Genomic DNA, 22268 nt, shown 5'->3' on the forward strand with positions numbered 1-22268 from the left:
GCGGTTAGAATAGTACGATTTTTTAAATGATGCGTTGAATGCATTCCATTCCCCCTAAATAGGGTCTTAGGGCCATTGGAATATGAATATTTCCTTCTTTATCCTGATAATTTTCCATCAACGCAACCAATGTCCTGCCTACAGCAAGGCCAGAGCCATTTAGTGTATGAACCAATTCAATCTCGCGTGTTTGTTCGTGTCTGTAACGTGCTTTCATACGGCGTGCCTGGAACGATTCCATATTAGAACAAGAGGAGATTTCTCGATAAGTATTTTGGCTGGGTAACCAAACTTCTATGTCATAAGTCTTTGCTGAACTAGGGCCCATATCGCCTGTACAAAGGGTTACCACTCGATAAGGCAATTCTAAACGCTGTAAAATTGTTTCTGCATGGTTAACCAACTGCTCTAAAGCAAGATAAGAATCTTCAGGCTTGGTAATCCAAACCAGTTCCACTTTTTCAAACTGATGCTGCCTGATCATTCCCTTGGTATCTTTACCGTAAGAACCCGCTTCACTACGAAAACAAGGCGAATGGCAGGCATAACGAATAGGCAAAACATGTTCATTTAAAAGAGTATCGCGCACTGTATTGGTGACAGGAATTTCTGCCGTAGGAATCAAATAATATCCGTGCTCTCCGGTTAATTTAAACAAATCTTCTTCAAATTTTGGTAATTGACCTGTACCCAATAAACTCTCTGCATTAACCATATAAGGCACATAAATTTCCTGATAACCATGCTGTTGGGTGTGAATGTCCAACATAAATTGAATCAGGGCTCGATGTAATCTGGCCAATTGATTTTTCATAACCACAAAGCGGCTGCCTGTAAGTTTCGCAGCCAAAGCAAAATCCATTTGACCTAAACCATCCCCCAGCTCATCATGAGATTTAACTGGAAAATCAAAAGGAGAAACTTTACCCCAACGCCTTACTTCCTGATTATGCTGCTCATCTTCACCAACAGGAACTGATTCATGGGGTATATTAGGCAATCTTAAAGCAATCGCTTCAATTTGCTGTAATAAGCCCTCCAGCTCCGCTTTTTTTTCTTCTAACTCCTTAGCAAGACGATTCATATCTTCACGCATTGGCTCTATATCTTCACCACGAGCTTTTGCTTCACCAATAGCTTTAGAGCGCAAATTACGCTCATTTTGCAATGCTTGTGTTGCAACTTGGAGTGCTTTGCGTTTTTCTTCTAAAGCGGTAAAAGATGAGACATCAAACTTAAAACCGCGCTTTAACAGCTGCGTAGCAACAAATTGCGGATCATCCCGTAATAATTGAATGTCTAGCATAGGATATCACTCTAACTAATTAAATTTGTTTGTAATCAATTTACCTAACAATTCCACGCGTGGATTGATTTAATGCATCAATCATTAAAACCACTTCAGGGCATTCATTTTGCATCAACTCTAATTCACCAACTGCCTGTTGTACTGTTAACCCTTTGCGGAAAATTATTTTGTAAGCACGCCGTAATCCGTCGATTGCTTCAGATGAAAATCCTCGCCTACGTAACCCCACGGTATTAATGCCGCATGCAGAAGTTGTATCGCCAGAAATCATCAGATAAGGAAGCACATCTTTAGCTACATAAGAAGCTCTCGCAATAAAAGCATAGGCGCCCACGTAACAAAATTGATGTACTGCTGCATAACCACCTATATTTGCATAGTCACCGACAGTTACATGCCCTGATAATGCAGCATAACTTACCAAGATAATTTGATTGCCAATCATGCAATCATGTCCTACATGAGAATATGCCATTAAAAAGTTTTTATTTCCTATACGGGTTACCCCACCCCCTTTAGCAGTTCCTCGGCTAATCATGCAGTATTCGCGGATGATATTGTCATCGCCTATTTCCAATCGAGTCGATTCGCCTTTATAAGTAATATCTTGGGGCTCATCGCCTACGGAAGCAAATTGGAATATTTTATTATTTTTCCCAATAGTTGTTGGTCCTTCAATTACTGCATAAGGGCCAACCCATGTATTTTCACCAATTTCTACATCAGCACCAATTACAGCGCCAGGACCTACTGATACCCCTTTTGCCAATTTTGCAGAGGGGTGAATTATTGCTCGTTCACTTATCACTTTTGAATTTCCTTTGCAGCACTTAATAAATCCGCGGAACAGGCCAGTTTATCACCTACATAAGCTTCGCCATGCATACGCCAAAACTCTCTTTTTCTTGCTATTAAATTTACTTCCAAGCGTAATTGATCTCCTGGTGTAACCACATGCTTGAATTTTGCATTATCTATACCTGCAAAAAAATGCAGAATTCCAGCATTTTCTTCGGGTGTTTGAGATAATCCTGCTAAAAGCCCACAGGCTTGTGCTAATGCTTCCAGCATCAATACGCCAGGCATAATTGGATTTTCCGGGAAATGACCGGTAAAAAAATTCTCGTTAATGGTGACATTTTTTATAGCCGTCAAATGTTCAAATGGTTTGTAGTCCAGTACTCTATCTACCATAATCAGGGGGTAACGGTGCGGTAATATACTACAAATCTGTTTTATATCTACTGGTTCACTCATACGTAGTTTCTCGCTTAAATAAGTATGCTTCGTGGTCCAAAAGTGAGGTCCAAAGGAAAAAACATTATCCTGATTTACCTGGTTCAAATCAATTGTTAATGTTAAAAACTTATCCTTATCTTATTAGGGTTTGCTTCCATTTCTACTAGCTTGAGCCAAAATGGTCTGATTTTCGAGTACCGAAGCGTGGCATACTCAAGTATGTGAGCGTCAGAGCACAAAAAACCAGGACAGTTTGACTCAAGCTAGTAGAAATGGAAACAAACCCCTATTCAATACGGCTTAACTTTTTCTCTAAAGCACCAAGCTTCGTTATATAATCATCCAATCGTCGAAATCGCGCTACATTACGACGCCAACGGCGATGTTCATGTACTAAAGTCCCGGACGAATAAATTCCTGATTTGGCAAGAGATTTACTTACTGTGGACATCCCGGTGATCACGACATCATCTGCTAAATGTACATGAGCCGCAATGCAACTAGCACCACCAATAATACAATCTGCGCCAATTTGCGCATACGCACCTAAAGCGGCGCATCCCGCAATGATTGTATTTTTACCAATTAATACGTCATGTGCAATCTGCACCAAATTATCAATACAAACCCCTTCTCCCAAATAGGTATCGCTTAAAGAACCTCTATCAATCACGGTATTAGAACCTACATGTACTTGATTTGCGATAATAACGGCACCAACACTATAACCTTGTTGCCAATGCCCATGCTCTTTTAAATAATTGAACGGAGAAGCGCCAATAATACAGCCTGCGTTTATAACTACATAAGCACCCAGCTGACACCCTGCATGGATCACTACTTTATGCCCAATCTGACTGTTTTGACCAATTTGTACAGAAGACTCAATAACAGTATTTGCACCTATTGTAACCCCGTCAGCAATTTGAGTATTTGCACCAATCACACTGTAAGCACCTATTGATACACCTTGACCTAATTGAGCAGATTGATGAATTATGGCTGTAGGATCAATGCCAGATCTTGAAAGTACAGGCGCTGATAAAAGCCCGGCAGCCTGCATCATTGCTTGAAAAGGATTAGATACAACAATACAGTTTCCCTGATATAAATGGTGATCTTTTGCTTTGAGTATCACCGCACCTGCTAATGTCGTATCCAGGGACTCGCGTACTACTGAATTATCATAATAAGCAACATCCCGTGATGTAGCTCGGGCCAGAGAAGCAAAACAAAAAATGGCGTGATTGGCATTTCCATGCCACACGCCACCTAAATGATCTGCTAATTCTGCTAAAGTTAGCAATGTTACATCGCCGAATTAATTAATTGCTTTTACAACTTTATCAGTTACATCAAGCGTTGTTGCACTGAAAGGAGCGGCATCTTTCTGTACAATAAGATCGTACTTGTCATCTTTAGCTACTTTTGCAATTGCTGCACGAACTTTAGCATATAATGCTTCCATTGCTTCATTATTTGCTGTACTTAACTCTTGCTGATATTGCTGTCCATCACGCTCAAATTGTTGTTGTGCGCTGACAATTTTCTTCTCCATCTCTTTTTTCTGAGAAGCACTTAGAATCGCACTGTCACGTTTGAACTTTTCCATATCCGCTTTAATGCTTGCTTCAATCGCAACGAGCTTATCACGACGTGGCTTAAATTCTTTCTCCAATTTTTTTTGGATTTCTTTTATTTGACTGGAAGTCTGCATGATCTTTTGTAGATCAACTACGCCAATTTTTGCTGCATCAGCAAACGCGCTTGCGCCAAAGACGCTGAAAACAAAGGCCACTAAGACCAGACCTAACCGTTTCATAACTAATCTCCTAAATTAAAGAGCATGATGCTAGCACAATTCGAAATAGGTTGCGATATATACAGCGTGATTTTCGATAATTTTGTAATAAATAAAAGAATTTCTCCATCCCTCTCCTAATTGGAGAAGAATGGATTAAATATTATAAGTTAGAAGCCTGAAGATAAAGCAAACTGGAAGAGTTGCTTCTGATCAAATTGCTGTGGATTCAATGGCTTAGCTAAACTGAACGCCAAAGGTCCAAAAGGAGAACGCCATTCAAGTGAAACACCCGCTGAATATCTCAGAGGACCTTCATACTTTCCAGTCAAAGTAGATAAAGTATTGACAGCGAAAACGTTACCCGCATCAACAAAAGCCATTGTTCGCATGTTGTCTCGACTCAAAGGATAAGGCAGGATAATTCCAGCAGTTCCACTAAGTAATAAGTTACCTCCCACGGAATTATGGAAATTATCTAATGGACCTAGAGAATAACTGTCATATCCGCGTACCTGTCCAGGTTGTGCAGTACCCCCTGCATAATAGTTCTCAAAAAATGGCAAGCCTTTATTGTTAAAGGAATTTCCATAACCTGCAAACCCTTGTACGGAGAAAATCCATCCACGTGTTATAGGTTGATACATCCGTGCTTGATAAGAACCCTTATAATAAGACAACGAATTCGAGCTCGCAGGTAAAGCAATTACAGCCGAAAGCTGTTGATTAATCCCTCTTGTAGGATAGGGAAATTGATCGTAACTGTTTCGATTCCATCCTGTAGATAAGCGAATTTCCTGGAAATGGCTTCCATACATTTGCACAAAATTTTTAATGGCTATTACATTTCCAACACTTTTGATATCTACATCTTGATAACCATATCCCAATTGCCATCTGCTTGTTTCACCGAGTGGTATACTGTAATTCACATCAGCACCAAAACGGTTCGAGCTGTATGTACTTACATTGAGGTTTCTGGGATCGACACGCGCATAATAAAGATTAAGACCTCGTCCTATGCCTGTTTCGGTATAAAAAGGGTTATAGTAGTTTATAGTATAATCTTGTCCCCATTTACTCGCAGTAAACGCAGCACCCATCGAACGTCCAGTACCCATAAAGTTATGTTGGTTTACTGAAGCATTTAATTGATAACCATTAGTACCATAGCCAATAGAAGCGCTCGCTTCAGCAGAAGGTGCTTCTTCTACTTGCACATCTAAATCAACTTGATTATTTGCTTCCGGCACTGGATTTGTTTTAACATCCACATTTTTCAAATAGCCTAATAAGCGCAATTGTCGTTCAGACTCTTTAATGTTATGTAGAGACAACAGCCCGCCTTCATCCTGACGAATTACACTTCTCAGTACATAATCACTCGTTTTAGTATTACCATGGAATTTAATACGGCGTACATACACATGCCGGCCTGGTTGCACCATAAAATTAATGAATACGGTCTTGTTCTCTTCATCGATTTGAGGCTCTGCGTTAATCGCAGGGAAACCATAACCTACATCTCCTAAAGCCAAACCAATGGCAGAAATTGAATCAGTTACTTTTTTGCGTGAAAAAACTGCACCTTTTTTGACTTGCACTAACGAATTAATTTTTTCCGGTGGCAATATCGGCTTTCCTACTACTTTGTAGCCTGAAAAGTGATATTGAGGCCCTTCTTCAATATGAACATTAATGTAAACGTCTTTTCTATCTGGCGACAGCAATACCTGCGACGATATGATCTTAAACTTTAAATAGCCTCTGTCCATGTAAAAGGAGCGTAATGCTTCTAAAGATGCATCCATACCCGACTTGGAGTATTGATCCTTTTTAGTAAAATAGGTAAAGATGCTGGATCGTGATAAAGCAAATTCTGGTAACAATTCATTGGTAGAAAAATCGTGGTTCCCTATTATTTTGATTTGTTTAATTCGTGAGACTCGTCCCTCAGAAATTGTAACGGTAATACCCACTCTATTATCAGTTAAAGGAGAAACACGAGTTTCTATTCGCGCATTATATTTGCCACGGGCGTTATAAGCTTGCTTTAATTCTTTTTCCAATCGTTCCAAAGTAGATGTTTGAAAGACACGACCTTTGACCAAGCCCATTTCTTTAAGAAAATCTTTCATCTTGTCACTAGGAATTTCCTTATTTCCTACCACAGTAATTGAACCTATTGTTGCCCTTTCAATTACATTGACAATTAAAACATTCCCCTGACGCTCCAATGAAACAGATTGAAAAAAACCAGTATCGTAAAGGGTTCGAATGATCTCAGCAGTTGATTCTGGACCTATCTCCTCTCCAACTTGAACAGGAATATAGTTAAGTACTGTTCCCGTAGAAACACGTTGCAAACCGGTAACTTTAATACTTCGGACCACAAAAGTATCTGCTGCTATCGTTTGTGAAGACCAGGCTATGAGCGAGGAACAACAAACACCTAATATTAACTTACTGCTGATTTTTTTCATTATTATTTTACGCCCAGTACTACGTGTACTTTTAATAACCAAATTCTGTACACCTAAAATTGAAACACTTTTTATAGGAAGTAGAAACTACTGTCAAGTTTTTGTTCCCAGACTTTGCCAATACTTTGCGATTGCGGCCTAATTAATATTCCGACTATTCTGCTGAATCTTCTACACACCGAAAGCCACATTTGACACTCAAATCGGACTTTTCCCCAAGATTTTTAACTTGCGACTAAGAGACGGAACTATCCTGCCAATCTCGATAAATCATTAGTCAATGCGATAAACATTAGAGCGGCTAATAGCAATAAACCTAAATAGGCTCCTGCCGATTTTAAATTATCAGATAAAGGCTTACGTTGAATTCCTTCCAATAAATAATACAGCAAATGTCCACCATCGAGCATGGGTATTGGTAACAAATTCAATGCACCTAAGCTGATGCTCACCAGAGCAAGAAAAAATAAATAGGAAGTTAACCCGCTGCGTCCAGAATCACCTGCTCCCTGAGCTATACCCACTGGACCGCTAATGCTATTTAATCCTAATTTTCCAGTAACCAATCTACCCATTAACGTAAATGTGGTAGCGGTCAATTGTACTGTTTGTTTTAATGCAGTACCTACAGCGGTTAAAGGATCCTGTCTTTCTAACCGTAACCAATGTTCCGGCCAATTGACTTTTTGTGAGCGTACTCCTAAAAACCCTTCCACTTTCCCTTTATTTTCCTGACTGCCAGTTTGTATTATAACTTTTTGGATACTGCCTTTTCTATTAATAGATAAGATCAGCTGTTTCGCTGGGCGTTCTTGCACATAACTAACCAAAAACAACCAGTCGTCAAAAGGCTTTCCATCCACACTTAATATCTTATCGCCATTTTCTAATCCTGCTTTTGCTGCTGGGGAATTCGGGACGACTTCACCAACTATAGGAGGAATTGAAGGGATAAAAGGTTCAATCCCTAAACTTTGGAGCGGATCTGGCTTTTTACTATCTAATTGCCAATTAGCCAAAGGCAGGGAAACTTGATGTCGATGTCCATCAACCATGGATTTCAGCGTTAATTGTATCGTTTCCTGAGAACCTACAAGAGGCATGATCGCATATTGAAAATCGCGCCAGCTGTTGATCTTAGTATCATTCAGCGCAACAATTTCTTCTTTGGCATTTATTCCAGCGTGTGCTGCAATACTATTAGGCTTCACCGATTCAATCATAGGCGCTAAAGACTGCATTCCTATAACCAATACCCACCATAAAGCGACAAAAGCGAAAAGAAAATTAAAAAAAGGTCCCGCAAGAACAATGGCAGTTCTTTTCCAAAGAGATTGATTATTAAAGGCCAAATGACGTTCGTTTTCAGCAACATCTCCTTCAGACTCATCAAGCATTTTGACATAGCCGCCAAGAGGAAACAAAGACCAAGCATACTCGGTTCCTTTTTTATCACGCCAATGTGCCAAAATAGGGCCAAAACCAAAAGAAAAACGGAGTACTTTAACACCGCACCAACGCGCCACTTGAAAATGACCATATTCATGGACTGTAACTAACAAGACTAAGGCCAAAAGAAAATACAGCAATGTTGAAAGCATAGTGCAATCCCAAATGAAGTATACTCGAGAATTATTCCCTAAAATTCTTCGAGATTTAGGTAAAAGTTCTTTCCTGCTATTTCATACTTACAAATAAAGTAAGTCCGAAATAAAATAAAGGTAAAGCTGCAATTAAACTGTCCAAACGGTCTAAAATACCCCCATGACCAGGAATAATAGCGCCTGTATCTTTTAAATGACAACGACGCTTCAATATACTGATGAATAAATCACCAAAGATCGCAATAATTATAGTACATATGGCTAAAACGAACCAATAAACTGCTGCAGCTGGGTTAAAATAACTATAACCAATCCAAGCAATAAGCATGGATAGAATAACGCCTCCAGCAACGCCCTCCCAAGATTTTCCAGGGCTAACTCGCGGAATTAATTTATGTTTCCCTAAAAGCTTTCCGCTAATATACGCCCCTGTATCTGAAACCCAAATTAAAAACAATAAATAAACGAGTAAGGTTTTGCCATGAGGTAAATAATATAAGTGAATAAGACTTTGCACGAATAAAGGTAAGAGCAACAGACATACAGCCGCTACAATAACAGGATAGCCCCAATACTTTTGAGATTCTGGAAAACAAAGAATAGCAAGAATATTTAAAGCCCAAATGATTAATCCGGCATATAGCCAATAAGAAAAAAAATAATTACATGCCCATAAGCAAAAAAACATCAACATTAAAAATCCAGCTTGAAAAACCCAATTTTTCAAAGGAATTAATTGAAGACACTCCCTGCTTGCAGCAAAAAAAACAAGCAAAACAATTCCTGCCAAAAGCCACTGATTGCCATAAAAAATAAGCCATAAAACTAAGGGCACTAAAATCAGTGTTGTAATTAAGCGTTGCAAGAACATAATTTCGCCCTTCTTCATGTTAAAATTAATTAGGAAATTTGCCCAAATCTTCTTTTTCTTTTATTAAATGAAGCTAAAGCCAACTCCAGTTCATGTTCACCGAAATCCGGCCAATGAACTTCGCTAAAGTATAACTCTGTATAGGCAAGCTGCCAGAGGAAAAAATTACTAATTCGCAACTCCCCACTGGTACGAATAAATAAATCAGGATCAGGCAATCCTTCTGTATCCAAATAATGAGCAAAATTGGTTTCGTTGATCTCTTCTAGAGACAATTCATCATTCAATACAGATTGGGCTATTTTTTTTGCTGCATTGACCAGATCCCACTTACCACCATAATTTACAACCACATTTAAAATTAATTGCTCATTATTTACTGTCAAAAGTTCAGCTTCCCGCATTTGCTTTTGCAATACAGGTGAAAGCACACTACGGTCTCCGGTAAATCGCATGCGTATTCCATGCTGATTCAATTCAAAAATTTCTTTGCGTAAGGATTCTAGGAATAATTCCATTAAAAAATTAACTTCCTCTGCTGGCCTGCACCAGTTTTCAGAGCTAAAAGCAAATAAACTAAGACAAGGAATTCCTTTAGTCATGCAACAGCGAATTATTTTTTTTACTGATTCAACACCTGCTTTATGACCTTCAATACGCGGTAGTCCTCTACTTTCAGCCCAACGGCCGTTTCCATCCATAATAATGGCAACATGCTGAGGAATTTTTTGTTCCAAACTACTCTTCCTAATCTAATAAATGGTGCATAGTCTAACCTTTTTAATACAAAAATGTCACTATTCACCCTTGTAAGTTAACAATGGAATGCGATATGTAGAAAAAACACGATATCGCGATGTACTAAAACGAGTGGACATACCTTCAGTTTTGTTGCTCAATAAACTCTGAAAGAAGTGAATACATTCCGAAATACCTACCAAGTAATGTATAATCCACCTACCAAATTTGACTGTATTCTACGGAGAATTGCATGCAAAAAAAAGCACCCTTGTTACTCATGATCTTAGATGGCTGGGGCTATAACGAAAATAATAAACATAATGCGATTGCCCAAGCCAACACACCTCAATGGGATGAATGGTGGAAAAACTGCCCCCATATTCTTTTGCAAGCATCTGGATTCGCAGTCGGTTTACCTGATGCGCAAATGGGTAATTCAGAAGTAGGACATATGCATATTGGTGCAGGCCGAGTCATACAACAAGATTACACACGCATTAACGAGAGTATAAAGAATGGTGAATTTGCCAATAATCCAGTGTTCCATGATGTAATTTCCACCTTGCAGAAAACTGAAAAATCCTTACACATCATGGGATTGTTTTCCCCAGGAGGAGTCCACAGCCACGAACATCATTTATTTGCCCTACTCAACTTATGTGCCCAACAAAAGTTTACTTCTGTGTATTTGCATTTATTTTTAGATGGACGAGATACTCCACCGCAAAGTGTCTTACACAGCTTAGAGCGCCTCAACGCAGAGTTAAAAACACATCCGGTAGCTCGAGTGTGTTCGATTAGCGGACGCTATTATGCTATGGACAGAGACAATCGTTGGGAAAGAATAGAGCCAGTCTATACTTTATTAACGCAAGGCAACAGTGAGCATCATTTTTCGGATGCAGAAACAGCGATAAAGTCTTATTACCAACAAAATCTGTCCGATGAATTCATACCTCCTACTCTTATAGGTGAAAAGAAACCAATCGAAGATGGGGATGCCGTTTTCTTCTTTAATTTTCGAGCAGACAGAGCCCGGCAATTAACCACTGCTTTTATTGATCCAACATTTAAAAAATTTAACCGCTCTGCGCAACCTCAATTATCCTATTTTGTCAGTATGACTCAATACGATAAAAACTTGCCCACAACTCAAGCGTTCCCCCCTATTCCTTTAAATAATACTTTAGGGGAAGTGCTTGCAGCCCATGGCTTAAGTCAATTACGCATTGCAGAAACAGAAAAATATGCCCATGTAACTTTTTTCTTCAATGGTGGAAATGAAAATGTTTTTACTCACGAAGAAAGAATCTTAATTGCATCCCCCAAAGTCGCTACATATGATTTACAGCCTGAAATGAGCGCCCCCCAATTAACAGAATGCTTGATCGAGGCGATTAACAGTCACGCTTATGACGTCATTATTTGTAATTACGCTAATGCCGACATGGTAGGACATAGCGGAGATTTTAAGGCGACAATTCGCGCAATAGAATGCCTTGATCAATGCATGAGTAAAGTCTGGAATGCGCTGGAAAAACAAGGCGGGAAATTACTTATTACTGCAGATCACGGCAATGCGGAAGAAATGTTTGACGAAACAACACTTCAAGCACATACTGCTCATACTAGTGAACCTGTACCCTTAGTATACGTCGGTGGCCATTGGCATTTTTCCCGAAGCGAAGGAAGCTTAATTGATATCGCACCAACGATGCTCGCTTTACTTGGTATTACTCCTCCAGCGGAAATGACAGGTCATCAATTGTTAGAAAAAAATACTCATGAATAAACGGAATTACACTGTTTCTTATAATTTATGTTGCTCTGAAGTTAAACATTACTGCATTCACAGTGTTATAGCAATCAGACAAAAATTAAAATTTAATGGCAGATCTCTTTTGAAACTTGTGAAAGAAGGTCAAAGAGATATCGGGCGTGGAACCTATGTTACCGGATTGGTCTTTAGTATATTTTTTTGCTTTACAGTACATGCAGAGTCGACTTCTGCTGTGCTGCAAACGCAAAATAAGTTAAAGCAATTGGATGCGCAAATTAACAGTCTTCAACAAAACTTAAACTCAGCCCACGATAAACGAGGTGTTTTAAATAAGGAATTGTCAGAAACTGAAAAGCAAATTGGGGAAGGGATTCATAAGCTACATTCCATACAAGATGATATTAAGAATAAAGAAAATAGAATAACTGAATTACAAAAGCAGGTAAATCAATTAAATCAACAGCTGATTACCCAACAACAATTACTAGCTAACCATGTTCGTGCCCGTTATCAAATGGGAGAATATCAGCCGCTTAAATTATTGCTTAATCAGGATGATCCCAATAAAGTGAGTCGAATTCTTACTTACTACCAATATATTGTTAAATCACGGCAACAACTTATTGATAAAATTGATAAAACACGCGTGAGTCTTAGTGAGAGTAAAGAAAAACTCCGGGTGGAACTTATCGCTAACAAACAACTCAAAGCAGAGCTTACCCAGCATCAACAACAACTACAACAAAATAAAAGTTATCATACTACTTTAATTCAATCATTGAATCATGAAATTCAAGATAAACAAAAAACTTTGCGTGAGGTGCGAAAAAATAAAGAGAATTTAGCACGCTTGCTCAAATCATTAGCGCAACAAAGTAGCGCCCCAACAAGCAAACCTTTTAACCAAGCGCATACTCCCTTTAGTCAGATGCGCAAAAAATTGCCGGTGCCGCTCCAGAGTCAGAGCCATTCTCTACGCAAAATGAATCAAGGAGTGACATTTTTTGCCGAGGAAGGAACGGTAGTTACTGCCGTTTATCCTGGGAAGGTAGTATTTAGCGATTGGCTTAAAGGATATGGTTTACTTCTTATCATTGATCACGGACAAGGTTTTATGACCTTATACGCTCATAATCAATCTTTATTTAAAAGCAAAGGCCAATATGTACGCCAAAATGAACAAATTGCAAGTGTAGGTCATACCGGCGGAATTAAACAAAACGGTCTATACTTTGAAATAAGACTAAGGGGGAAAGCTATTCCACCACTTAATTGGTTGTCGTAGGTTAACCCTGGCACCTTAATTGCATTTCAAAAATTATAATAAAGAAGATGGCTTATTTTGTAGCCTTGCATCTGAGGAGATCGCTATGTTGATAAGAAAACTATATCCACGCTCGCTTGCGATAGTATATGCGTTTACTCTTATGTTACCTCTGACAAGTTTTGCAGATGATGAGGCTAATACTGATACTTCTACAAGCTCCAGTACTACTAAAGCGGTTCCTTTAGAAGATGTACAACGATTTTCTAATGCTATAGGTGAAATTAAAAAATATTACGTTAAACCGATTGATGATAAAGAACTTTTTGATAATGCCATTCGAGGTATGCTTAGTGGCCTTGATCCACACTCCAGCTACTTGGATGAAGAAGAATTTAAAGAGCTGCAAACATCAACGAGCGGTGAATTTGGTGGTTTGGGGTTAGAAGTAACAATGGAAGAGGGTGTTGTTAAAGTAGTTACTCCTCTCGTTGACACCCCAGCCTTTAAAGCAGGAATCAAATCTGGCGACTACATTATTAAATTAGGAAAAGAATCTGTTCAAGGTCTTTCTCTTAAGGATGCGGTCAACCTCATGCGTGGTAAAGCTGGAAGTACCATTCAATTGACTGTGCTCCGTAAAGGGGTTAACAAAGCACTTACTTTTGATTTAATAAGAGAAATTATTCAAATTAAAAGTGTGCAAAGCAAAATGCTTTCTCCAGGCTATGGTTACATTCGCTTAACTCAATTCCAAGCATTAACTGGAAAAGATATGTTGCAAGCCATTGATAGATTAAAACAACAATCTGGCGGAAATTTAAAAGGTCTAATACTGGATTTACGTAACAACCCAGGAGGATTGCTTGATTCAGCAATTCAGGTTTCCGACGCATTTCTTGGTAAAGACAAATCAGGTAAGCCAGAAACAATTGTCTCAACTAAAGGACGTCTACCTGGATCAGACTTTACCGCCATATCTAAGGGAGTTGATGTCTTACATAATGCCCCAATGGTTGTATTAATCAATAATGGCTCTGCATCTGCGGCCGAAATTGTAGCCGGCGCACTTAAAGACAATAAACGAGCTGTTATTCTTGGTACAACAAGCTTTGGTAAAGGCTCAGTACAAACCGTATTACCACTAGATGATAAAACAGGCATTAAATTAACTACTGCTCTTTATTACACTCCATCAGGAACATCAATTCAGGCTCAAGGAATTATACCTGATATCGTGGTAAATGAAGTGGAAATCCCTAAAACTGCTGCGAAGCCTTCTGATCTCACTGGATTTAGTGAAGCAAACCTTAATGGACATTTAGTGAATAAAAATAATTCGGAAACTACTAAAGCTAAAGATATCAAAGCGCAATTGGATGATCTAATGCATAATGATTATCAGCTCTATGCTGCATTGACAGTCTTAGAAGGTATGGCTTTAGCTAACAGATAATTTTACTACTTAAATAAAGAGGAGCTAACGAGGTTGGTTTAAACCAATTCCCCAAGCCCCTCTTCTTTTACAGATTAAAGATACAAGCCTAGGTGCAGCAAAACGGAACTCAGTTTCGCTTTGCTGCACCCAGGCTTGTCGTCAATCCGGAGTAATTTAAATGGGATTAGGCTGTAAGTATTTGCTTCTTATAAGAAACCCCATTTTTATCCAAATTAAATCTACCCATTACCCCTATCCCAGATTCAAGCGCCAACAAATGGGTTGCAATTGCCTGACTGGAAAAATCAGAATGCGTTTTCAGAGCAAGCAAAGCGCTACTATGAAGCAGATGGAATAGATCAAAAGCATACCCTGCTTCACTGACAGGATGACTAAGGTATTCTTGTTTAAATTGAGCAATAAACTCTGGTTTCATTGATTGAGTCAAAACAGCAGCCTGTTTGTGATTTGGACTTTGTGCTTTAAAATTATTTTTTCCATCGGCAATAATTGTGTCCTCTGTGAGACAAAAATGAATGATATTATTTTTTTTCGCTAAAGGTGCAACTAAAGTGCCGCTTTCAGTTCCTTCAGTCAATAATACATTAATATGATGTGCTTCAATAAATTTTTGCACGGTTTTTGCTGTACGAGCATTATTTGGCATTTTATCCAGGGTATAAAACTCATAATTAATCTCCGAGGACTTTAACTGATCACGCGCAATTTCCATTGCACCTAGCATGTTTCTACCAATATAAGCAGATTCATTGGAAAAAGGAGCATAAATACCAACATTAATTGTCATTTTGGTTTTATCTTGAGCTTCATCCATACCTGGTGCTGCGTCACAAAAACTTACTGCTACGAGTAATACAAAAAAAGCACCTAAAACAGTATAAATTTTTGATAAAAAATAGTTCATATTCATCATCCTAATTGATTAGACTTAATCTTTTCGCGCTTAATCCTCGCTTAATACACTCTGCTGATAGGCAGAATATAACTGTGCAGCAAGAGCTCATTCGATTGTCTCGAAGAGCAGTAAAATTATTCTGCTATGAATAGAATCTAAATACAATGGTTGGGATTTAATAATAATTGTGCGATAATCCTCATAAAAGTGACATATTTTCGAATACAATGAACTATATTAAATCAATTTCGTTCCTAGCCGGTCTATCTTTTTTCTCTTTTGCTCAAGCTAATGTTCAATCCTATTTTGACCAAATAAAAAATGATCCTAATGCCTTATATACTTTTTTTAAGAGCATGCCTAAAGGAGGAGAATTACATTATCATTTAGCTGGAGGCGCATATCCAGAAATCATGCTGGAACTCGCATCTAAGGATAATTATTGCTTGAATACAACCAATTGGGTGGTCAGTAAAAACCCTGCTGTATGTCATGGTGTAGATACAAAAGACCTGCTTAATCATCCCGAGCTTTATGCAAATACCGTCAAGAGCTGGTCTATGAAAGATTTTGTTCCAAGGAAAGAATCTGGGCATGATCATTTTTTCAGCTCATTCTACAAATTCAATGCAATAGTTGCTGATCATCAGCCTGAATTAGTTGCAGCAGTGCTACAAACTGCAGCGCAACAAAATGAGCACTACATGGAATTAATGATTTTACCGGATAACGCTCATTCAGCCAGCTTTGGTGACATGCTTAAAGATACAACTTCATTTAGCCAAAAAAGAAAGCTTTTATTAGCGAATCAGGATTTTCAAAGTAACGTCAATTATACTGCGATAGAGTCCAATCGCATACTGCAACAGGCACACCAAGAATTAGGCTGCGATACCAATCCAGAAAAAAAAGCCTGCCAAATCAAAGTTAAATTTTTGTATTACTCACTTAGAGAACAATCTTTAGATAACCTTTTTGCACAAACCCTGAATGCTTTTGAAGCCGTAAGCCAATCCATGGAAAGCAAAGGTACGCTTGTTGGCGTTAATTTGGTGCAACCTGAAGATGGTATTATTTCTTTACGCGATTATCGCAAACAGATGCAAATGTATCAGTATCTGCATGAGGTATATCCACAGGTCAATATTGCATTGCATGCAGGCGAAATAACTCAGGAAATTGTTACTCCAGAAGAATTGGATTATCACATTCATGATGCGCTTTTTACCGGCCAAGCACAAAGAATCGGGCATGGGGTAGATATTGCCCATGAAAATAATGTGAAAAATACATTAAATTACATGGCGAAACATCATAAAGCAGTAGAAATCAATCTAATCAGTAACCTTAAAATATTAAAGGTCGCAGGTCGCAGTCATCCGCTGAATTTTTATCTTAAGCACAAAGTTCCTGTTGTTTTATCTACTGATGATGAAGGTATATTGCGAACCAATTTAAGCCAGCAATATGTAGAGGCTGCATTGAATCATGATCTGGATTATCAAAGCTTAAAACAAATCAATAGAAATGCATTAACTTATGCATTTTTACCTGGAAATAGCATATGGTTGGATGCAGATAAAGCCCAATTAATCCCTGATTGTCAAGATTTAGCGAGTAAAAGCTGCCAGCAGTTTATAAAAGCAAACGAGAAAGCACAATTACAATGGGATTTAGAACAAAAACTGCGTGCATTTGAAAATAAATTTTAAATATCTAAATTTTTCAGACTGAAACTAAAGTGTTTTGACAAATTATTTCCCCGTCTACGTAGACGGGGAAATAATTGTTAATACACTCTAAAAATATTATAGCCTGGTATTTTGTGTAACCAGACACAATTAAGCTTTAAATGGGTCACGCAAAATAATCGTTGAATCACGTTCTGGACCAGTCGATAATATATCAATAGGCACATTAAGCAGATTTTCTATTCGTTTTAAATAGGCAAGAGCATTTGCAGGTAAATCATTTAAATTTGTAATATCAGCAGTAGATTCTTGCCAACCAGGCATTTCTTCGTAAACAGGCTCTAAACCGTAGAAATCAGCGGCTGATTGAGGAGGACGAGAAATTAAATTGCCTTTTTCGTCTTTGTAAGCAACAGCAATGCGCAATACATCTATTTTATCCAGAACATCCAGTTTCGTGATGCATAATGCCGTAATACTATTTAACTCAATTGAATGTTTTAACAGAACGGCGTCAAACCATCCACAGCGCCTAGGTCTCCCAGTGACAGCCCCAAACTCCTGACCACGTTCAGCAATCTGTTTCCCCACTTCATCAAAAAGCTCAGTTGGAAAAGGACCACCACCAACACGCGTAGTATAAGCTTTAGTAATTCCTAAAATATAGTCAATGTATTTTGGGCCAAATCCCGCGCCATTAACTACTGAACCCACACACGTATTTGATGAAGTAACAAAAGGATAGGTGCCATGATCAATGTCGAGATAGACCCCTTGCGCTCCTTCAAATAAAATATTATCTCCTTGCCCTCTATGCTCATGCAAACAAGCAGAAACATCACAAACCATTGGCTGTAATTCTTTAGCCCATTGTAAAGCAGAATCCAACAAAGGTTGAAGCACTACGGCTGGCTGCTTGAAATACTGCGTTAAAATAAAGTTATAGTAATCTAAAAGATCGGTTAATTTTTTTTCAAAACGCTCAGGATGAAATAAATCACTGACCTTTAATGCACGGCGAGCAATTTTGTCTTCATACGCAGGACCTATACCACGTCCGGTTGTACCAATCGCTGAATCGCCCATATGCGCTTCACGCGCTTTATCCATTGCAACATGACATGGGAGGATCAGTGGACAAGCCATGCTAATGCGTAAGCGGGAACGGACATCAATTCCACTTTGCTCTAATTCTTTAATTTCTCCCAATAAGGCATCGGGCGAAAGAACTACACCATTTGCAATGTAGCATGTAACGTGAGGTCTCAACATGCCAGAGGGAATAAGACGAAGAACTGTTTTCACCCCATTAATTTTTAAGGTATGACCTGCATTATGACCGCCCTGATAACGGACAACAACCTGCGCATCGTGGGTTAATAAATCGACAATTTTACCCTTGCCTTCATCGCCCCACTGCGTTCCTAAAACAACAACGTTTTTACCCATGATCTACCTTAATTTGCACAATGCTTGTTTGTCGCTCTAAATTGCGAATCACTAAACCAATTTCAATAAAAAAAGGTCCCTACTCAAAACCCTATAAAGGGCTTTCTTCTTAAATGGAAAATATTCCGAAAATACGTGCATCGCATTGATATGATGCATTTTCAGAATATTTTTCACTCAAGCTGCATTCAAATCTGGACGTTCTCCACGATTTTAATACAGGGATGAATAGTTACCAAAATCTGACATTATAGTTACTTTTTAGCAGGTACACCATCATTTTTTGGTGTGGCCGTTTTAAAATAATCAAAAAATGCACTACTTTGATCCAGAACCAAAATATCTTTTCTACTGTTAAAACTCTCTTCATATGCGAGCAAGCTACGATATAAAGTAAAGAAATCCTTATTTTTATTATATGCCTCCGCATAAATTGCTGCTGCTCGTGCTTGTCCAATTGCTCTTACCTTTTGTGCGTTACTGCGAGTTTTTGCTAACAGGACCGTGACATCAGCGTCAGCCTTTGCTTTTATTTCTTCAGCAGCTGCTTGACCATCAGCGCGGTGTCTGTTCGCGATTTTTTGCATATCTGCACGCATGCGTTGATAGATTGCATTACTGGTATTGGCTGGCAACTCTATTCCTTTAATACGTACATCAACAACAATAATACCTAATCCGCCTGCTTGCTTTTGGGCAGCTTGACGCAGCAATTCCATTAAATCATCACGTCCGCCTGATACGACTTCGGAAATAGTACGTTTACCGAACTGAGCACGCAACAAAGTATTTAATTGTTGTTCCAATAATGTTTCTGCTTTAAATTCACTACCGCCAGTTGATTTAAAATATTGAGCCAAATCAGTAATTTGCCATTTAACATAATAATCAACCATTACGTCCTTTTTTTCCTTAGTAACAATACGGGTCGATTTAATATCCATTGTCTGAATACGTGTATCAAAAATGCGAACATTTTCGATAAACGGTACTTTAAAATGCAATCCAGGATTTAAGACTTTAACTTTATTAGTCGACTCATCATTGACCAAGCGACCTAAACGCAAAAGAATACCTTGCTGTCCTTGTGTTATGGTAAATACACTGGTCAATAAAAAGAGAAGTATTAAAAAGATCAAAATGCCAAGGGTTCTACCCATCGTTTTCATTGTTAATTTCTCCCTTGTCGATAAATAGGTCTGGTAAATTCACGACCATCGACCAAATTCTCTGTCTCACTGAATTCATCATCTTCCGCTTTGCCATTTTTGGCAGTCTCATGAGAGAAACCTGAAGATTTTTCAAACCATTTATCCAAAGGCAGATACAACAAATTACCTGATTTGCTATCAACAATGATCTTGCTGCTCTGACTTAATACGTGTTGCATTGTTTCCAAATACATACGCTCCGCTGTAACTATTGGAGCTGCAGTATATTGAGGAAGTAAGGCTAAGAATTCAGCAACCTGCCCCTGGGCATTCAGCACAACCTGTTTGGAATAGGCTTCAGCCTCTTGCTGGATACGACTGGCCCGCCCCTCAGCAATCGGTACTACTTTCGCTGCATAGGCATAAGCTTGCTCTTTAAAGCGTTTTTCATCTTCCTGTGCCTTAATTGCATCATCAAAAGCATCTTGTACACTTTCAGGAGCACGTGCTGGTTGGGGTGATACATTAACAATCAAAATACCAGTTTTATATAAGTCCAATGTTTTTATTAAAGTATCTTGTACTTTGTTGCCCCAAACTTCACGTCCTTCAGTAATCATTTGATCTAGCGTAGTTGTTCCCACTACTTGTCTTAGGGCGCTTGAAGTGGCTTGCTGCAAACTTTCTTCGGGGTTAGCCACATTAAATAAATAATCCTCGAGATCACCAATGCGATATTGTACCGCTAAAGATACAGAAACCAGATTTTCATCACTGGTAAGCATTTGTCCAGAATAGGAATAATCCAACACTCTGTCCACATTCATGATGATTTTGGAAGAAATAATTCTTGGTATCCAATGTGGTCCTGAGCCTACAGTTTCAACGTATTTGCCAAAACGAAGAATAACCGCCTGCTCCGCAGGATCAACAATAAAGATGCCAGAAAGTACCCAAAGGATAAAAGCAACTAAGATAACTACTAGAGTCATCAAACCGCCATTTGATTTTTTGGACGGTTCATTACTTGTTTTAGCAGAACCCCCTCCAAACAACTTCTTCAATTTGTCATGAACGCGTTTAAGAGCTTCATCCAAATCTGGAGGTTGATTTTTACCCTTCCAGGGATCTTTGCCTTTATCTGGCTCATTCCACCCCATGTACTACTCTCCTGGCAAATTCTAAGAAAACTAGGATTCTATGGGGTATATGAAGTTTAAGCAAGTTCTCCGAATGTAATTAGCTCAATATGGATTCTTATTTTTTTCACAGAACATGCATTGCCTTAGATAAACGGATGCAGTAAAGGAGTTAAATCCTGCAGCTCCTATTGACATTTGCCTCTAAGATCAATATCCCAAATATCCACTACAATTTCATTTTCAGTAATAAAAAATTGGTCAAATAAGTTAATGGTTGGATCGCAATGTGGAACAACAAGTTCTAAAACCTCCCCGTATGCTGGTAATTGGGCGCCATTTACAGAAGTAACTTTGCCGTGCTCATCACCAAACCCACCCCAATCATACTCCAACCCGAGATGACTGATTATCTGGGGCTTTTGTTGATCTACGTAAATGGATTTTGTACCTGCATCTACTGTAACATGCTCTGTTCTATTATTACTGATGACTGTGGTCAAAAGGGTCATTGCCGGCTTAAATGTGTTAAATTGCTTCTCGTTACTTTTTGAACCAATAGTAGCGTATTGAACATCCATAACGGTATAAGAGCCTGGTTGAATTTCAGTTACTTCCGGCGCATCAACATCAATATCATAAGTCCCCGTGCCGCTTCCAGTTAATATAGGGCAATTAAGACCGTTTTCTCTAAAGCTTTTTACAAGATTGCTTGCCATTTGCATCGTTTGCAATGATTTACTTTTCCGCTCACTAAAGGAAGAAATATGCTGTAAATTACCCGCATAACATTGAATTCCCATCAAGTTTAACCAGGGTAATTGCTCAATTTCCAATGCAAAATTTAAAGCACTTTCTGGTTTAATGCCAGTGCGCCCTATTCCTGGATCCACATCCACTAACACATGAATGATTTTCTTATTGTGTGCCGCAGCTTCATTTAAAGCAATGATATTTTCTTTATTATCAACGACTATTAGAGTAGAGGGAGCCTTCTCCAGACATGAAATAAGTCTGGAAATTTTATTTTTTGTGACAACTGGAGAAGTAATCAATACGTTGGGTATTTTATTCTGAATCAAAACTTCAGCTTCCGAGATTTTCGCGACACTAACACCTATTGCACCATATTCAATCTGTAAACGAGCTAATTTGGAGCACTTATGGGTTTTACAATGAGGTCTAACATGTACATTATTTTCAATAGAGTGTTGGCGCATGGCCTCTAAATTGGATTGCAAAATATTTTTATCTATTAATAAACAAGGGGTATCCAACTCTGTTTTTCTTAGACCTAAGGCTGTCTTTGACATTCTATTCCTCATGAAAAACTTGGGCCTATTTACATTTCGCTAGGTTGAGTCAAATTAGGTTGATTTTCAAGCATCGAAG

General features: G+C 38.6%; 18 protein-coding genes. 4 read left to right on the forward strand and 14 right to left on the reverse strand.

Annotated features, from left to right (window positions below; genetic code table 11):
* Positions 1-22: 22 nt before the first annotated feature.
* The 9 genes from serS to DY223_RS13190 all read right to left on the reverse strand — a co-directional run bounded on the left by serS (position 23) and on the right by DY223_RS13190 (position 10044).
* The gene (gene serS / locus DY223_RS13150; protein ID WP_058458604.1) at positions 23-1306 is read right to left on the reverse strand and encodes a serine--tRNA ligase; all 1284 of its coding nucleotides are present in this window, start codon (positions 1304-1306) and stop codon (positions 23-25) included.
* A 40-nt stretch (positions 1307-1346) separates the two neighbouring features.
* On the reverse strand, positions 1347-2117 hold the full coding sequence (lpxA, locus tag DY223_RS13155; RefSeq protein ID WP_058458605.1) for an acyl-ACP--UDP-N-acetylglucosamine O-acyltransferase: 771 nt from the start codon (positions 2115-2117) through the stop codon (positions 1347-1349).
* On the reverse strand, positions 2114-2566 hold the full coding sequence (gene fabZ, locus DY223_RS13160; protein WP_058458807.1) for a 3-hydroxyacyl-ACP dehydratase FabZ: 453 nt from the start codon (positions 2564-2566) through the stop codon (positions 2114-2116). Before fabZ ends, lpxA begins: the two co-directional genes overlap by 4 nt.
* A 268-nt stretch (positions 2567-2834) precedes the next feature.
* A complete protein-coding gene (lpxD, locus tag DY223_RS13165) occupies positions 2835-3854 on the reverse strand; it encodes a UDP-3-O-(3-hydroxymyristoyl)glucosamine N-acyltransferase (RefSeq protein ID WP_058458606.1) in 1020 nt (339 codons plus the stop codon).
* A gap of 15 nt (positions 3855-3869) precedes the next feature.
* Positions 3870-4370: an OmpH/Skp family outer membrane protein gene (locus tag DY223_RS13170; RefSeq protein WP_058458607.1), complete on the reverse strand. Its 501-nt coding sequence runs from the start codon at positions 4368-4370 to the stop codon at positions 3870-3872.
* A 149-nt stretch (positions 4371-4519) separates the two neighbouring features.
* Entirely contained in the window at positions 4520-6832 is a 2313-nt protein-coding gene (gene bamA / locus DY223_RS13175; protein ID WP_058458608.1) for an outer membrane protein assembly factor BamA, read from the reverse strand.
* Positions 6833-7080: 248 nt separating this feature from the next.
* Positions 7081-8433 (reverse strand): RIP metalloprotease RseP, encoded by a 1353-nt coding sequence (rseP, locus tag DY223_RS13180; protein ID WP_058458609.1) that lies wholly within the window; start codon positions 8431-8433, stop codon positions 7081-7083.
* Positions 8434-8509: 76 nt separating this feature from the next.
* The gene (locus DY223_RS13185; RefSeq protein WP_058458610.1) at positions 8510-9307 is read right to left on the reverse strand and encodes a phosphatidate cytidylyltransferase; all 798 of its coding nucleotides are present in this window, start codon (positions 9305-9307) and stop codon (positions 8510-8512) included.
* A gap of 29 nt (positions 9308-9336) precedes the next feature.
* Complete coding sequence (locus DY223_RS13190; RefSeq protein WP_058458611.1) at positions 9337-10044, reverse strand: isoprenyl transferase; 708 nt, start codon at positions 10042-10044, stop codon at positions 9337-9339.
* A 254-nt stretch (positions 10045-10298) separates the two neighbouring features.
* Between DY223_RS13190 and gpmI the strand changes: the two genes are divergently transcribed.
* The 3 genes from gpmI (at position 10299) to DY223_RS13205 (ending at position 14548) form a co-directional block, all read left to right on the forward strand.
* Positions 10299-11840: a 2,3-bisphosphoglycerate-independent phosphoglycerate mutase gene (gene gpmI / locus DY223_RS13195; RefSeq protein ID WP_058458612.1), complete on the forward strand. Its 1542-nt coding sequence runs from the start codon at positions 10299-10301 to the stop codon at positions 11838-11840.
* 118 nt (positions 11841-11958) lie between these two features.
* Complete coding sequence (locus tag DY223_RS13200) at positions 11959-13113, forward strand: murein hydrolase activator EnvC family protein (RefSeq protein WP_058458808.1); 1155 nt, start codon at positions 11959-11961, stop codon at positions 13111-13113.
* Positions 13114-13198: 85 nt separating this feature from the next.
* Complete coding sequence (locus tag DY223_RS13205) at positions 13199-14548, forward strand: S41 family peptidase (protein WP_058458613.1); 1350 nt, start codon at positions 13199-13201, stop codon at positions 14546-14548.
* Between the two features lie 166 nt (positions 14549-14714).
* Here DY223_RS13205 and DY223_RS13210 read toward each other — a convergent pair whose 3' ends face one another.
* Positions 14715-15455: a hypothetical protein gene (locus DY223_RS13210; RefSeq protein WP_058458614.1), complete on the reverse strand. Its 741-nt coding sequence runs from the start codon at positions 15453-15455 to the stop codon at positions 14715-14717.
* Positions 15456-15673: 218 nt separating this feature from the next.
* Here DY223_RS13210 and DY223_RS13215 point away from each other — a divergent pair, with 218 nt between their 5' ends.
* Positions 15674-17158, forward strand: coding sequence for an adenosine deaminase family protein (locus tag DY223_RS13215; protein ID WP_058458615.1), 1485 nt, complete (start codon positions 15674-15676; stop codon positions 17156-17158).
* 129 nt (positions 17159-17287) lie between these two features.
* On the opposite strand, the gene DY223_RS13220 is transcribed toward DY223_RS13215, so the two are convergent.
* The 4 genes from DY223_RS13220 to DY223_RS13235 form a co-directional block, all read right to left on the reverse strand.
* Entirely contained in the window at positions 17288-18586 is a 1299-nt protein-coding gene (locus DY223_RS13220; RefSeq protein WP_058458616.1) for an adenylosuccinate synthase, read from the reverse strand.
* A 254-nt stretch (positions 18587-18840) separates the two neighbouring features.
* Complete coding sequence (gene hflC / locus DY223_RS13225) at positions 18841-19755, reverse strand: protease modulator HflC (RefSeq protein ID WP_058458617.1); 915 nt, start codon at positions 19753-19755, stop codon at positions 18841-18843.
* Positions 19756-19757: 2 nt separating this feature from the next.
* The gene (gene hflK / locus DY223_RS13230; RefSeq protein WP_058458618.1) at positions 19758-20897 is read right to left on the reverse strand and encodes an FtsH protease activity modulator HflK; all 1140 of its coding nucleotides are present in this window, start codon (positions 20895-20897) and stop codon (positions 19758-19760) included.
* Between the two features lie 167 nt (positions 20898-21064).
* The gene (locus DY223_RS13235; RefSeq protein WP_058458619.1) at positions 21065-22189 is read right to left on the reverse strand and encodes a DSD1 family PLP-dependent enzyme; all 1125 of its coding nucleotides are present in this window, start codon (positions 22187-22189) and stop codon (positions 21065-21067) included.
* Between the last annotated feature and the right edge of the window lie 79 nt (positions 22190-22268).

The sequence above is a fragment of the Legionella bozemanae genome, from assembly GCF_900450575.1.
In the GTDB taxonomy this organism is placed as follows: domain Bacteria; phylum Pseudomonadota; class Gammaproteobacteria; order Legionellales; family Legionellaceae; genus Legionella; species Legionella bozemanae.

What these genes read in the sequence shown, in the direction of transcription:
- serS (WP_058458604.1), bottom strand. Translation starts at nt 1,306, where the DNA reads ATGCTAGACATTCAATTATTACGGGATGATCCGCAATTTGTTGCTACG.
- fabZ (WP_058458807.1), bottom strand. Translation starts at nt 2,566, where the DNA reads ATGAGTGAACCAGTAGATATAAAACAGATTTGTAGTATATTACCGCAC.
- DY223_RS13170 (WP_058458607.1), bottom strand. Translation starts at nt 4,370, where the DNA reads ATGAAACGGTTAGGTCTGGTCTTAGTGGCCTTTGTTTTCAGCGTCTTT.
- bamA (WP_058458608.1), bottom strand. Translation starts at nt 6,832, where the DNA reads ATGAAAAAAATCAGCAGTAAGTTAATATTAGGTGTTTGTTGTTCCTCG.
- rseP (WP_058458609.1), bottom strand. Translation starts at nt 8,433, where the DNA reads ATGCTTTCAACATTGCTGTATTTTCTTTTGGCCTTAGTCTTGTTAGTT.
- DY223_RS13185 (WP_058458610.1), bottom strand. Translation starts at nt 9,307, where the DNA reads ATGTTCTTGCAACGCTTAATTACAACACTGATTTTAGTGCCCTTAGTT.
- gpmI (WP_058458612.1), top strand. Translation starts at nt 10,299, where the DNA reads ATGCAAAAAAAAGCACCCTTGTTACTCATGATCTTAGATGGCTGGGGC.
- DY223_RS13205 (WP_058458613.1), top strand. Translation starts at nt 13,199, where the DNA reads ATGTTGATAAGAAAACTATATCCACGCTCGCTTGCGATAGTATATGCG.
- DY223_RS13210 (WP_058458614.1), bottom strand. Translation starts at nt 15,455, where the DNA reads ATGAACTATTTTTTATCAAAAATTTATACTGTTTTAGGTGCTTTTTTT.
- DY223_RS13215 (WP_058458615.1), top strand. Translation starts at nt 15,674, where the DNA reads ATGAACTATATTAAATCAATTTCGTTCCTAGCCGGTCTATCTTTTTTC.
- DY223_RS13220 (WP_058458616.1), bottom strand. Translation starts at nt 18,586, where the DNA reads ATGGGTAAAAACGTTGTTGTTTTAGGAACGCAGTGGGGCGATGAAGGC.
- hflC (WP_058458617.1), bottom strand. Translation starts at nt 19,755, where the DNA reads ATGAAAACGATGGGTAGAACCCTTGGCATTTTGATCTTTTTAATACTT.
- hflK (WP_058458618.1), bottom strand. Translation starts at nt 20,897, where the DNA reads ATGGGGTGGAATGAGCCAGATAAAGGCAAAGATCCCTGGAAGGGTAAA.
- DY223_RS13235 (WP_058458619.1), bottom strand. Translation starts at nt 22,189, where the DNA reads ATGTCAAAGACAGCCTTAGGTCTAAGAAAAACAGAGTTGGATACCCCT.